General features: G+C 52.8%; 16 protein-coding genes. 7 read left to right on the top strand and 9 right to left on the bottom strand.

Annotated features, from left to right (window positions below; all coding sequences use genetic code 11):
- The first annotated feature begins 81 nt into the window (after window positions 1-81).
- The 5 genes from msrB to BLP78_RS08145 all read left to right on the top strand — a co-directional run bounded on the left by msrB (window position 82) and on the right by BLP78_RS08145 (window position 2,946).
- A complete protein-coding gene (msrB, locus tag BLP78_RS08165; protein WP_090458302.1) occupies window positions 82-489 on the top strand; it encodes a peptide-methionine (R)-S-oxide reductase MsrB in 408 nt (135 codons plus the stop codon).
- A 274-nt stretch (window positions 490-763) separates the two neighbouring features.
- Complete coding sequence (locus BLP78_RS08160) at window positions 764-1,309, top strand: septation protein A (protein ID WP_025041095.1); 546 nt, start codon at window positions 764-766, stop codon at window positions 1,307-1,309.
- Window positions 1,309-1,608 (top strand): YciI family protein, encoded by a 300-nt coding sequence (locus tag BLP78_RS08155; protein ID WP_090458300.1) that lies wholly within the window; start codon window positions 1,309-1,311, stop codon window positions 1,606-1,608. The genes BLP78_RS08160 and BLP78_RS08155 overlap by 1 nt, the downstream gene beginning before the upstream one ends.
- Before the next feature lie 250 nt (window positions 1,609-1,858).
- Window positions 1,859-2,122, top strand: a complete 264-nt coding sequence (locus BLP78_RS08150; RefSeq protein ID WP_090458298.1) for a BolA family protein — start codon at window positions 1,859-1,861, stop codon at window positions 2,120-2,122.
- Between the two features lie 26 nt (window positions 2,123-2,148).
- The gene (locus BLP78_RS08145; protein ID WP_090458296.1) at window positions 2,149-2,946 is read left to right on the top strand and encodes a peptidylprolyl isomerase; all 798 of its coding nucleotides are present in this window, start codon (window positions 2,149-2,151) and stop codon (window positions 2,944-2,946) included.
- 117 nt (window positions 2,947-3,063) lie between these two features.
- Here the strand turns inward: BLP78_RS08145 and alr are convergent, their stop codons facing one another.
- A complete protein-coding gene (alr, locus tag BLP78_RS08140) occupies window positions 3,064-4,137 on the bottom strand; it encodes an alanine racemase (RefSeq protein WP_090458295.1) in 1,074 nt (357 codons plus the stop codon).
- Window positions 4,138-4,336: 199 nt separating this feature from the next.
- Here alr and lplT point away from each other — a divergent pair, with 199 nt between their 5' ends.
- Complete coding sequence (gene lplT / locus BLP78_RS08135) at window positions 4,337-5,611, top strand: lysophospholipid transporter LplT (RefSeq protein ID WP_090458293.1); 1,275 nt, start codon at window positions 4,337-4,339, stop codon at window positions 5,609-5,611.
- A gap of 169 nt (window positions 5,612-5,780) precedes the next feature.
- Here the strand turns inward: lplT and BLP78_RS08130 are convergent, their stop codons facing one another.
- The 6 genes from BLP78_RS08130 to tsaB all read right to left on the bottom strand — a co-directional run bounded on the left by BLP78_RS08130 (window position 5,781) and on the right by tsaB (window position 10,019).
- Window positions 5,781-6,281 carry a TPM domain-containing protein gene (locus BLP78_RS08130; RefSeq protein WP_090458291.1) on the bottom strand — a complete coding sequence of 167 codons (501 nt, stop codon included), beginning with the start codon at window positions 6,279-6,281 and terminating at the stop codon, window positions 5,781-5,783.
- Entirely contained in the window at window positions 6,282-7,097 is an 816-nt protein-coding gene (locus BLP78_RS08125; protein ID WP_256330172.1) for a TPM domain-containing protein, read from the bottom strand.
- A 136-nt stretch (window positions 7,098-7,233) separates the two neighbouring features.
- A complete protein-coding gene (locus tag BLP78_RS08120; protein ID WP_090458286.1) occupies window positions 7,234-7,827 on the bottom strand; it encodes a LemA family protein in 594 nt (197 codons plus the stop codon).
- 307 nt (window positions 7,828-8,134) lie between these two features.
- Window positions 8,135-8,881: a uracil-DNA glycosylase gene (locus BLP78_RS08115; protein ID WP_090458285.1), complete on the bottom strand. Its 747-nt coding sequence runs from the start codon at window positions 8,879-8,881 to the stop codon at window positions 8,135-8,137.
- The gene (gene rimI / locus BLP78_RS08110) at window positions 8,878-9,339 is read right to left on the bottom strand and encodes a ribosomal protein S18-alanine N-acetyltransferase (protein WP_090458282.1); all 462 of its coding nucleotides are present in this window, start codon (window positions 9,337-9,339) and stop codon (window positions 8,878-8,880) included. Before rimI ends, BLP78_RS08115 begins: the two co-directional genes overlap by 4 nt.
- A complete protein-coding gene (gene tsaB / locus BLP78_RS08105; RefSeq protein WP_090458280.1) occupies window positions 9,336-10,019 on the bottom strand; it encodes a tRNA (adenosine(37)-N6)-threonylcarbamoyltransferase complex dimerization subunit type 1 TsaB in 684 nt (227 codons plus the stop codon). The genes rimI and tsaB overlap by 4 nt, the downstream gene beginning before the upstream one ends.
- A 155-nt stretch (window positions 10,020-10,174) precedes the next feature.
- Between tsaB and BLP78_RS08100 the strand changes: the two genes are divergently transcribed.
- Window positions 10,175-10,615, top strand: coding sequence for a host attachment protein (locus BLP78_RS08100; RefSeq protein ID WP_090458278.1), 441 nt, complete (start codon window positions 10,175-10,177; stop codon window positions 10,613-10,615).
- A gap of 214 nt (window positions 10,616-10,829) precedes the next feature.
- Here the strand turns inward: BLP78_RS08100 and thpR are convergent, their stop codons facing one another.
- Together thpR and ispF are read right to left on the bottom strand one after the other, a co-directional pair.
- Window positions 10,830-11,405, bottom strand: coding sequence for an RNA 2',3'-cyclic phosphodiesterase (thpR, locus tag BLP78_RS08095; RefSeq protein WP_090458277.1), 576 nt, complete (start codon window positions 11,403-11,405; stop codon window positions 10,830-10,832).
- Window positions 11,392-11,886 carry a 2-C-methyl-D-erythritol 2,4-cyclodiphosphate synthase gene (ispF, locus tag BLP78_RS08090; RefSeq protein ID WP_090458275.1) on the bottom strand — a complete coding sequence of 165 codons (495 nt, stop codon included), beginning with the start codon at window positions 11,884-11,886 and terminating at the stop codon, window positions 11,392-11,394. The genes thpR and ispF overlap by 14 nt, the downstream gene beginning before the upstream one ends.
- Window positions 11,887-11,982: the final 96 nt, after the last annotated feature.

Below are 11,982 nucleotides of genomic sequence, written 5' to 3'. Positions count from 1 at the left end.
GCTTGGTCCGCTTGAAATATATCCCTGAAATATCCCTGAGATACCGTTCAGGTGGCGCTAAATTATTGACTGAAGGGAATCATGGACCGAAAAATCGTCAAGTCTGAACAGGAATGGCAAAAGCAGCTCACGCCTCAGCAGTACCATGTTTGTCGCGAGGGTGGTACCGAACCCGCTTTCACGGGTGAATACTGGAATTGCCACGACAACGGCGTATACCGTTGCGCATGTTGCGGCGCCGCGCTATTCAGTTCGGATACCAAGTTCGATTCAGGCACGGGCTGGCCTTCTTTCTGGCAACCCGTGGACCCGGCCAATGTCACTGCCGAGGAAGATGACAGCTTTTTCATGCACCGGACAGAGATACTGTGTGCTCGCTGCGACGCGCACCTGGGGCACGTATTCGACGACGGTCCTGAGCCAACCGGTTTACGCTATTGCATCAATTCCGGGTCACTCAAGCTCGATCGGGGAACGGGCAATATATAAACGGATCGATGCTGACTCGATTGCTTTATCAGTGGGGGTATATCGTTTTTATAACGCTGAGAGACATGCTGCGCGTTTTAACGGGAATCTGGTTCGACCATTTTTCATTCGTCCAACCTTTTAAGCCAAGGCGGAGAATTATCTGCCGGGGTTAAAATCTCCCGCAATTTAAGCGTCTATATTCGCTCATCTTTCTGGAAAATTTGAATAGATTTTTCCGTGGCTAGCGGCCATAATCACTCTTCAACGGCTCATGCCGGCCCAGCTGGACATTATGAAGCTTCTTTTTGATCTCTTTCCGGTAATCCTGTTTTTCGTCACCTTCAAAATTTATGGCATCTACGCAGCCACTGCCGTTGCCATTGGCGCCACTTTTGCACAAATCGGCTGGGTCTGGTTTCGCCACCGCAAGGTGGATACCATGCTGTGGGTCAGCCTTGTTATCATCGTTATTTTCGGCAGCGCGACATTGATTCTACAAGATGAAACATTCATCAAGTGGAAGCCGTCGGTACTTTACTGGTTTTTCGCCGCCGCGCTGCTGTTAGCCCCGCTGGTTTTCAAGAAGAACTTGATCCGTATCATGATGAAAGAACAGATCAAGCTGCCAGACCCCGTGTGGGGGCGCCTCAACGCCAGTTGGGCTGCATTTTTCGCGTTGATGGGCGGAGCGAATCTTTACGTGGCTTTCAATTATGATACTGATACCTGGGTCAACTTCAAATTGTTCGGGTTTATGGGCCTGATGGTGGCTTTTGTCTTATTGCAAGGTGTGATGCTGGGTAAATACATACAGGACAGCGAGGATAAAGAAGCGTGATGTTCTATGCGATAAGCGGGGAAGATATACCCGACAGCCTGGAAAAACGGCTGGCGGTCCGTCCGGAACATCTGGAACGCATCAAGGTATTACAGGAAGAGGGGCGTCTTATCCTGGCCGGACCCTATCCTGCAATTGACAGCCCCGATCCCGGCCCCGCAGGATTTTCCGGTAGCCTGATCGTGGCCGAATTCGAATCGCTGGAAGCAGCGCGAACCTGGGCGGAGGCCGATCCATATGCCACTTCCGGCGTATATGGCAAATTGACGGTCAGGCCGTTCAAAAAGGTTTTGCCTTAAACCTAAATCCGGTAGTTGACCGCTCATTTGATATGATCAGTGCTATGATTAATAACAATATTTCATATTATTTAACGCTCACCTTCCGGGTGAGAGCGCTACGGGGTGAATTGCACAGTTTTTGCAGTACATGGCTGCGTTGCAACTCCTTGGAATGGAACGACCATTCCGCGTCGTTGCGCCTTGCCCTGCACCCCAAAAACCGTACACTTCTCCCCGTCCAACTACCGGATTTAGGTTAAATAAACCGATGAGTACCGTCGAATTGATCAAGCAGAAGCTTTCTGCTCTTGAACCGGAAAAAATTGAAATCGTGGATGAAAGCGCCAGGCATGCAGGACATGAAGGCGCTAAAAGCGGAGGCGGGCATTACTTGCTTACCATTGTTTCCCATAAATTTTCCGGCAAATCCGCGTTGGCGCGACATCGTCTGGTCTATACCGCGCTGCAAGAGATGATGTATAAGGATATTCACGCATTAAGTGTAAAAGCGTATACTCCCCAAGAAATTTGATTTTGATCCCATGACAAGGAAGCCCCATGTATTTTATTAAATTTTCTCAACTCACAGCGCTAGGTATTTCCGGACTGATTGCCGTGACGGCTGCTCAGGCTCAAACTGGGTCAACCATGGCCAAGGTGAACGGAGTCGCCATTCCTCAGTCGCGTATCGAATTTATAATGAAAGCGCGCGCTGCCCAGGATCAGCCGGATTCTCCTGAAGCCAGAAAAGCCTTGCGCGAGGACCTCATAACCGAGGAAGTCATAGCTCAGGAAGCGAAAAAGAAGGGGCTCGACAAGGACCCGGATTTCGTAACCCAACTCGAGATGGCGCGTCAAACAGCTCTGGTCAGGGCCTACCAGGTCGATTACATAAAGAACCATCCGGTGAGCGATGAAGAGCTGCGCAAAGAATATGAAACGGTCAAAACTCAGATGGGTGACAAGGAATACAAGGCGCATCATATTTTAGTCGCCACTGAGGCAGAAGCTAAAGATATTATCGCCCGTATCAAAAAAGGTACCAAGCTTGAGAAGATTGCCGAGGAAAAATCCCTGGATAGCGGTAGCAAGAATAAGGGTGGTGAACTCGACTGGAGTCCCGCTGCAAGCTATGTTCAGCCTTTTGCAGAAGCGTTGACCAAATTGACCAAGGGCCACCTTACCGAACAGCCGGTGAAAAGCCCTTTCGGCTGGCATGTCATACGGCTGGACGACGTGCGGCCCCTGAAGGTCCCACCATTCGAAGAAATAAAGCAAAACCTGGCCCAGCGCGTATTGCAACGTCAGTTCGCGGCATCGGTTGGCGATTTGCGATCCAAGGCGAAGGTTGAATAACCCAAGTTCACCTGCTTGCTGGATAAAAAAGGCGGTCAGTTGACCGCCTTTTTTTTTGGACTCAGTTTGAACAGGTTCAAGGAGAAGCCCGCTTTCACCTGCCAAATCAAATCGGGATCAGGTTACTATCTGCATGCGCGGCGCCAACGCGCACAACAACTCATAGCCTACCGTACCGGCTGATTGCGCCACCTCGTCAACGGGCATTCCCTTTCCCCAGAGCGTTACGGGGGTGCCTACCCCGGCGCTTTCTATTTCGCTCAGATCTACATGCAGCATATCCATGGACACACGCCCGACAATGCGGGTGCGCCTGCCGTTCACCAGTATGGGGGTGCCGGTGGGCGCATGACGCGGGTAGCCGTCCGCATAACCCCCCGCCACAATTCCCACGCGCATTGACCTGTCCGCCCGAAAAGTATGACCATATCCGACGCCATCTCTCTGCTCAAGCGTTTGCACCGCGATGATCTTGCTCGATACCGTCATTGCCGGGTGCAAATCCAGCTCGCCAGCCGTGGTGTCGGCGAATGGGGAGGCACCATAAAGCATGATGCCGGGCCGTACCCAATCGGCATGTGTTTCGGGAAAACGCAGGATAGCAGCGGAATTGGCCATTGAACGGGGCAGATACCGCCCTTCGGCGGCAGCGTTGAAACGTTGTAGCTGCGCGGCAATGCTCTCGCTTCTGCATGACTCATCCGCGCGGGCAAAATGCGTCATCACTGTAATTTGACCTACAGCAGGATTCGCCTTGAGGGTTTCCAGCGCGGCGGGAAACTCATCAAGCGTGAATCCCAGCCGATTCATGCCGGTATTGAGCTTCAGAAATACATCCAGCTTGCCGCGAGGCCTGGATGCCGACAGCATGGCGAGCTGCTCACGGTGATGGACTACGGTGCTTAAATGGTATTGCTCGATCCAACCCAATTCGCTGATATCGAAAAAACCTTCGAGTAGCAAAATCTTCTGGCGATATCCCGCCTCGCGCAGCCGCACGGCCGCGTCCAGCTCGAGCATTGCGAACCCCTCTGCTCGAGCCAGCGCTTCGGCGGCACGCAGCAACCCATGGCCATATGCGTCAGCCTTGATCACTGCCATCACGCGCGAGTTGGGGGCGTGCCGGCGAACGACAGACAGATTATATTCGAGCGCGGAGAGATCGATCAGTGCCTGGATGGGGCGTGACATCAGCAGGGCAACCTCTGCATGAATCCACTGGAGAGCATTCCGGATTCAAGCAGAGGTTTCTTGGGAGATAACGAAAATTTCATAAGTGATCCTGAATCAGATGGTGCCAATTTTATAGCGCAACGGTTTCGTGATATTGCCCGGATGAGCATTGTATAATTCCTCGCCTTACGGTGAGAAAGTTTTAGGAGAGCAAAGCTTGAAACGCGGATTCTATACCATCATGGCAGCGCAGTTTTTCTCTTCACTAGCAGACAACGCGCTGCTGGTCGTCGCCATTGCGCTTTTGGTAGAACTGCACGCGCCTGCTTACCTCACTCCGATGCTCAAATTTGTGTTCGTTTTGTTTTATGTGATTCTTGCCCCGTTCGTTGGCGCTTTTGCCGATTCCATGGCCAAGGGGTGGGTGATGTTCATTAGCAACAGCATCAAGATCGTGGGTTGCAGCCTGCTTTTTCTGGCATCGCATCAGTATTTTGCTCTAGCTGCCTACGCGGTCGTCGGGCTTGGCGCCGCGGCTTACTCTCCCGCTAAATACGGCATACTCACTGAACTGTTGCCCCCCGAAAAACTGGTCGTCGCCAATGGCTGGATCGAAGGTTTGACCGTTGCCTCGATCATAATAGGCACGGTACTGGGCGGGTTGCTGATCTCACCCTCGATCTCCGCCCTATTTTTGACACTCGACTTTCCACTCATAGACACAGGTGTGAATACCGTTGCGGAAGCTGCCATACTTCTTATCGCCGTATTCTATACCACCGCCGCCATCTTCAATCTGTACATTCCCAATACCGGAGTTGACCACCGCGCTCTCAAGAAAAACCCCTTATTCCTGATGCATGAGTTCGGGCATTGCATGAAGCTGCTATGGACGGACAAGCTCGGACAGATTTCACTGGCCGTCACTACGCTGTTCTGGGGAGCCGGAGCAACCCTGCAATTTATTGTGTTGAAATGGGCCGATATCGCGCTCGGTTATCCATTAAGCAAAGCCGCACAATTACAAGGCGTGGTCGCCGTAGGGATCGCGGTAGGCGCTGTCATCGCGGCACGGTTGGTGTCGCTCCGGCAGTCGGTAAAAGTGATTCCTCTTGGCATCGCCATGGGGATCGTCGTAACAGCCATGGTTCTGGCGCGCGACCTGTGGATTGCGGTTCCACTTTTAATGCTGATCGGCGGACTTGCCGGATTTTTTGTCGTGCCGATGAATGCCCTGCTGCAACACCGCGGACACATTCTGATGGGTGCAGGCCACTCCATAGCGGTTCAGAATTTCAACGAGAATCTTAGTATTCTCACCATGCTGGCCGTGTATGCGATGCTGGTGAGTTTCGACGTCCATGTTTACACCGTTATTGTTCTGTTCGGCCTGCTCGTGGCTGTAATCATGACCCTGATACGTCAGTGGCATTTGCGTAACCAGAGCATTGAAGATTCATTACATCTGATCGGTGCAAATAAAGGGCACTAGCTGCCTGTCGGACTTGGAGAATCGCAGCGAAAAAGTGACTGAGTGAGGGCCAGACACTTTTGCAACCGATTTCCTTTAAGTCGGACAGACTGCCAGGGAATCCAGGCTTGCTAAGTGGCTTGCCTAAGGGGCTTGCCTAGGAGCTTCCCAGCGCATCAATATTTTTTTGCTATAAAATAACCGGCCTGTCGGACAGTTCATTTTCACCGCCTTTCCGCTCCGCAGGGAAATGCGTCTGCAAGTGATTGCCGATAGCCCGGATTCCCGCAATTACCCCTGGTTCGAATTGACCTCGACGAAAAGCATCTTCCATTTCGCGACAGATCTTTTCCCACTCCTCAGTATCGACCTTGCTGCTGATTCCACGGTCCGCAACGATTTCAACATCGCGATCCGCGAGCAATAAATAAATAAGCACACCATTGTTATCCTCTGTATCCCAGACACGAAGTTGGGCAAATGCCTCTATGGCTCGTTCACGTGCCGACTGATCTCTAAGTAGAGGCCACGTATTCAATGCTGCCTCCACCGCAAAAAGTATCTCTCCGTCATGGCTGACTTCAGTTCGGCTGATGGCTTGTTCGATAGCGATCAGCACAGCATCCGGAAATACGCGCCGCACTGCCAGAGAACCGGTAAAACAATGCCGCAGTATGCGTGCAAGATTCATCTACCATCTCCCTGATGCGCCACCGCCGCCAAAACCGCCCCCGCCACCACCAAAGCCGCCGCCCCCGAATCCACCGCCACCCCTGCCTCCCATACCGCCGCCCGGCCAGCCGCCGCGGCCTCCTCTGAAGACTCCTCCGCCAGGGCTGCCGAACAAGCTTACGAAAAACGCAAAGATAGCCGCAATGATGCCGATGACTATCGAAGAAAAAAGCAGCCAGCCCAAAAATCCTGCCGAAGCGCTTACGATGCCGGCGCCGATGAAGCGCCCAAAGAAGGACTGCAATACTTTTGCAACGACGATGAGCATGATAAAAAGGGGAATAATATTATCCATCACGGCATTCCCCGAGGGAGCACGTTCGCCGCCTCTGGCTTGCGGCGGCGGCAACGGTTCTCCTTCGACCACGCTCATCATTTGCTCGACACCGGCATCGATACCGGCGGCAAAATTGCCCTGCTTGAATTCAGGAACAATCACTTCGTCGACGATGCGCTTTGCCAGCGCGTCCGGCAGCACGCCTTCCAGGCCATAGCCCACTTCTATACGCACCGTCCTGTCCTGTTTGGCGATCAGCAGGAGTGCGCCGTCATCGATACCTTTTCGTCCAAGTTTCCACGCCTCGGCAACGCGAATCGAATATTGCTCGATAGTTTCAGGCTGAGTGGTGGGAACGATCAACACCGCAATCTGACTGCCTTTTCTGGCTTCAAACGCAGCCAGCCTCTGTTCCAGTTGCGCGGTCTCATTCGCCGCCAGTGTACTGGTCAGATCGGTAACGCGGGATTTAAGCGCGGGAACGGCCACTTCTGCCATCGACAAAGAAACGGAAAAGAGCAGCGCGAAGAATATAAGAGCTTTTTTTCCGGTTTGTCTCATAAAGAAAAGTTGAGGCGTGGTTCCAAGTTCCAGGGTCGGGTTTATGGATTTCCGCGAAAAATCTGTTTTCCCGTTATGGCTTGCTGAAATCCACCTTGGGCGCAACCGAGATTTCTTTCTCGTTTTCAACGGCGAAGCTAGGCTTCACTTTGAACCCGAATACCATTGCCGTAAGGTTGCTGGGGAACGAACGCACGGTGATGTTGTATTCCTGGACCGCCTTGATGTAGCGGTTACGAGCCACGGTGATACGATTCTCGGTGCCTTCCAGTTGTGCCTGCAATTCACGAAAATTGGCGTCCGATTTAAGTTGCGGATAGTTCTCCGCTACCACAAGCAAGCGCGACAGGGCACTTGTCAGTTCCCCCTGGACACTCTGAAACTTCGCAAACGCCTCCGGGTCGTTGATAAGCTCCGGTGTAGCCTGGACGCTTCCAACCTTGGAGCGGGCGTTCGTTACGCCCAGCAGCACATCTTTTTCCTGCGCGGCGAAACCCTTCACTACGTTTACAAGATTGGGTACCAGGTCAGCGCGACGTTGATACTGATTCAGAACTTCCGCCCAGCCTGCTTTGATCTGCTCATCGGTAGACTGCAAGGTATTATAGCCACAGCCGCTCAAGGTAACGGCAAGAAGCAATGTCAAAGACCGCAGAAAATTAGCCATGGAATTCTTCCTGAAAAAAGCGTTGCTTCACATAGGTGGTAAATGGGGATTAATTATCCTAATGCAAGGGACCTCTGAATAAGTCCTCCATTGAGCGCTCATTTACCAACTGAGCGCAAAACGACGCGGACCGGAGCGCTGACGTTACCGAACTGCAAAGTAGGTCGGGCTCTGCCCGACATCCGTTTTTGATCGTCGGGCAGAGCCCGACCTACTCCTCCGACCATTCGCGTCGTTGCTCCCTTGCCTTGCGGGACGCGGCGCCACGAAGCCGCAGCCGCCCTCCTGTTCTGACAAATCGTGTGACTTATTCAGAGGTTCCCAAAGTCCCCATTGTACGTCTGGCGAAACACAAATCCTCCCACGCCTTCGCTTTGGCGGGCAATGTCCTCAGCAGGTAGGCGGGGTGATAGGTGACAATAACGGGAATACCCGAATGCTGGTGCAGTCTGCCGCGAAGGCTGCCGAGACTGGCATCGGTGTGCAGCAAATTCTCCGCCGCGACTTTCCCCAGCGCAATGATAAGCCTGGGCTTGATCAATTCGATTTGCCGCGCGAGATACGGTTCACATTGATGCGCCTCATGCGAGGTGGGGGCTCTGTTGTCGGGAGGGCGGCATTTTACGATATTGGCGATGTAAACATTCTGGCCGCGCTTCAGATCAATTGCCGCTAACATGTTGTCCAGCAACTTACCGGCCTGCCCAACAAATGGCTCTCCGGTAGCGTCCTCCTGCGCACCGGGCCCTTCACCCACATACAGCCAGTCGGCGTTTCTGTCACCTATGCCGAATACCGTGCGCGTGCGGGATTGAGACAACGGGCAGGCAATACAACCTTCAACGCTGGCCTTGAGTTCATCCCAGCCCATCCGCGAAATTTGCGTGCGTCTGTCTTCCTTTGCATCAACGTGGAGACCGGGAATCGGCTCACCGGTGGCCTCGGCTTTCTCAGCAGAAGCGCGACCGTGCATCTCGGTCCTGGTACGCCACAGTGGCGCCAAACCCAGTTCTCTGAGTATGTCCTTGCGCCTGGTTCGCCCGGCAGCCGTCATAACACCAGTTCCATAACCAATGAATCTTCACGCCCACCCATCGCAGGGTAATAATCCCTGCGTTTGGCGATCTGCGTGAACCCGATCCGTTTATATAGCCGGGCAGCGATATGATTGGATTCCCGCACATCGAGGAACATCGTCAACGCATGCTGTTCCCTCGCGATATGGATGAAATGCCGCAGCAATCTTTCACCCCAGCCCTTCCCTTGCGCGCCTGCTGCAATGCTAAGGGTCAGCAGATGCGCTTCCTGCGCTCCAATTGTCATCACGCCGTATCCAAAGACGTCTCCTTCCTGTTCCAATACAAGGGAATGATAACCGGCCTGGAGCGAATCGCTGAAATTACCGCGTGTCCAGGGAAACAGAAAAACCTCACGTTCGAGTGCTACCACCATATCCAGATCTGCCGGAACCATCCGTCTTATCTGCGGCATCTCCTGGAATTGCGCACTCATCGCTCCTTCTCCTTCAAAGCTACTTTATTGCGGATGTAGAGTGGTGCAGCATCGGCAGGGTCGATACCCAACCCCTTTCTGAATTCTGCCGCAGCCAACTGAACTATGGCGCGGGCATTCGGCCTGAGGCCACTGATAACGTGATCGATAGATCCTTGGTAACGGCTGCGCAGTATTTCCCCATACATATCAAAACCGCTGCCGCAACCTGTCCAGTCGTCTCCCGAAACCAGGGGCGCATTGTGTGGCAAGCACAGCGCCGGTTCACTCACCGATAGCCACCCGTCTGCTGTTCTCTTATACACGGCATGATATATCTCGCTCATGCGGGCGTCGAGCGCGGCAATTACGCCGGCAACTGTTCCTTTTTCCCCGGCGTCCTGCGCCAATGCTTCCAACGTGCATATACCGATTACCGGCAGGTCTGCGCCAAGGGCCAGACCTTGGGTTACGCCGCACGCAATGCGCAAACCGGTGAAAGACCCCGGCCCCGAGCCGAAAGCAATACCGTCCAGTTGCCTCAGCGTCAACCCGGCCTCGTCCAGCGTGCGCCTCACCATGGGTAGAATCAGTTCGGAGTGACGCTGTTCCGCAAGAACCTCCTGGTTCAGGATCTCGCTATCCCGCAATAGCGCAACCGAGCAATATTCGGTAGATGTATCGAGAGCGAGAATTTTCAAGGTAAAATTGAACGAATATTTAAGTATTATACGAATGCAAGATTCTGCCGACGGAAACTTCTGTTGAAATCGGGTTGTCAATTGATGAGCAACCCTTTACTCGGTTTTACTTGGTTGTACCTGGTTTTACTTTACCACCATCGCACGGAGGAGTCATGAGCATCACGTGGATTTTGGTCGCAAACGCAAGCGCTGCATATCTTTACGCAAATTACGGACCTAAAAAAGGACTACAGAAACTCAAGGAATTCAGACATGATGCCAGCAGGGAAAAGGGGCAGCATCTGGTTTCCGACCGCCCCGGACACAACAAGAGCCACGGCAACGGCTGCGGCTCCTATATCTCCTCCACCCATCCAAAACAACATGAAGCGCGAACCTTTGCCTGCCAGCTAGCCAGGGAACTGGAGCATGGCCGCACCACCAACAGCTATCAGCGCCTGATCCTGGTTGTGTCAACCCCGTTCATGGGCCTGATCAACAGCAATATGGGAAGCCACGTACGAAATTTGGTAAGCGATACTTTTGAAAAGGACTACACCAAGGCTAGCGAGAAATATCTGACAAGACATCTGGAAAGCTGCATTTATCTTTGATCATAGAGGAACTGAAGGAACCCATGGCGTCGGGTTAGGTGATACTAACCCGATCCGCTCTTTTATATTCCTACTCCGCTGACATATTCGATAGTTTCCAGCCTGATAAAGAAGCTCTACTGGAAGTAGAGCCCAATAAGCAAAGTACATTTCGCTGCATGAATTTCTTCAGCAGTAATGCCATGCCTGATATGCTGCCAAAATCAGAGTTTGTTCAGAAACCTCCCAAGGGCCAGCAGCCAATCGGCGTATAAACCGAGCCGTTGGTAGCCTGTTCCGATTTAACCAGCATCCATTCCCGCACCCGCCAGGCTATCGGCTTGGCCAATTCAGGCAATGCCGGGCAGAAGGCATTCCTCATCAGGGTTATGTGCGGCGCATAAGCTCGCTGCTCCAATGGAAACCCGGCTGTGGAGATTGCATCCCGTAGCGCACCCTCCAGATTGACAAGCTCGTGGGGAACCTTGCCTGGCGCAATATAAACAATGTGGTTATGTTTCCAGTAGCGAACCTCATCAATAACCAAATCAAAAGCAGGCAACACGGATTGCTTGACGCTATCCGCCACATCGCGTAGCACTTCCAGCCTGTCGGGGTATACTTTTCCCACAAATACCAGCGTGAGATGAATATTTTCCGCTTTTATTTTCCTTCCGCTGCAGAGCGATTCCAGCCGCAGTTGTTTTGTCAGCCCAGCCAGTTGCTTTTGCGTATCGTTGTCCGGCCATATTGCAAAAAAAATGCGATGGGCTCTTCCCGCGCGCCCGGTATTGTCTTCAGTTATCGGCATTGTCCAAGGCGATCAGGCATACTGCCTCCGCCTCTATTCCCTCGCCCCTTCCAACCGGGCCCAAGCGCTCGGCGGTTTTAGCCTTGACGTTGATATCCTCTGGTTGCATCCGAAGGTCATGTGCAATGTTGCTCAACATAGCCGGAATATACGGTGCCATCCTGGGTGCCTGAGCTATGATGGTGGCATCAATGTTCACGACTTTGTAACCGCGTTCCGTCAGCAAACCATAGACGTTATGCAATAGCACGCGGCTATCGATGTTTTTGTAGCGCGGGTCGGTATCCGAAAAATGCCTGCCGATGTCGCCCAACCCTGCCGCGCCCAGGAGCGCGTCACATATCGCATGCAGCAGCACGTCTGCGTCCGAATGTCCGAGAAGGCCCTTCTCGTACGGGATGGTCACGCCGCCAATGATAAGCTTGCGGCCGTCAACCAATTGATGTACATCGAATCCTTGCCCGATTCTTAACTTCTTCACCCTTTTACCTCTCTTCAGCTCTATAAATTTCTCTTTCTCCACCACTACCTGGCGGGCAAACAGTACAAATGTCAGTGGTGTTCTGGACTGGATTCG

Origin of the sequence: Nitrosospira sp. Nsp1, assembly GCF_900100985.1 — a bacterium.
Classification (GTDB): domain Bacteria; phylum Pseudomonadota; class Gammaproteobacteria; order Burkholderiales; family Nitrosomonadaceae; genus Nitrosospira.
Note: the sequence above shows the minus strand (reverse complement) of the source record. Positions and strands in the feature narration are given on the sequence as shown.

What these genes read in the sequence shown, in the direction of transcription:
- msrB (WP_090458302.1), top strand. Translation starts at nt 82, where the DNA reads ATGGACCGAAAAATCGTCAAGTCTGAACAGGAATGGCAAAAGCAGCTC.
- BLP78_RS08160 (WP_025041095.1), top strand. Translation starts at nt 764, where the DNA reads ATGAAGCTTCTTTTTGATCTCTTTCCGGTAATCCTGTTTTTCGTCACC.
- BLP78_RS08155 (WP_090458300.1), top strand. Translation starts at nt 1,309, where the DNA reads ATGTTCTATGCGATAAGCGGGGAAGATATACCCGACAGCCTGGAAAAA.
- BLP78_RS08150 (WP_090458298.1), top strand. Translation starts at nt 1,859, where the DNA reads ATGAGTACCGTCGAATTGATCAAGCAGAAGCTTTCTGCTCTTGAACCG.
- BLP78_RS08145 (WP_090458296.1), top strand. Translation starts at nt 2,149, where the DNA reads ATGTATTTTATTAAATTTTCTCAACTCACAGCGCTAGGTATTTCCGGA.
- alr (WP_090458295.1), bottom strand. Translation starts at nt 4,137, where the DNA reads ATGTCACGCCCCATCCAGGCACTGATCGATCTCTCCGCGCTCGAATAT.
- BLP78_RS08130 (WP_090458291.1), bottom strand. Translation starts at nt 6,281, where the DNA reads ATGAATCTTGCACGCATACTGCGGCATTGTTTTACCGGTTCTCTGGCA.
- BLP78_RS08125 (WP_256330172.1), bottom strand. Translation starts at nt 7,097, where the DNA reads ATGGCAGAAGTGGCCGTTCCCGCGCTTAAATCCCGCGTTACCGATCTG.
- BLP78_RS08120 (WP_090458286.1), bottom strand. Translation starts at nt 7,827, where the DNA reads ATGGCTAATTTTCTGCGGTCTTTGACATTGCTTCTTGCCGTTACCTTG.
- BLP78_RS08115 (WP_090458285.1), bottom strand. Translation starts at nt 8,881, where the DNA reads ATGACGGCTGCCGGGCGAACCAGGCGCAAGGACATACTCAGAGAACTG.
- rimI (WP_090458282.1), bottom strand. Translation starts at nt 9,339, where the DNA reads ATGAGTGCGCAATTCCAGGAGATGCCGCAGATAAGACGGATGGTTCCG.
- BLP78_RS08100 (WP_090458278.1), top strand. Translation starts at nt 10,175, where the DNA reads ATGAGCATCACGTGGATTTTGGTCGCAAACGCAAGCGCTGCATATCTT.
- thpR (WP_090458277.1), bottom strand. Translation starts at nt 11,405, where the DNA reads ATGCCGATAACTGAAGACAATACCGGGCGCGCGGGAAGAGCCCATCGC.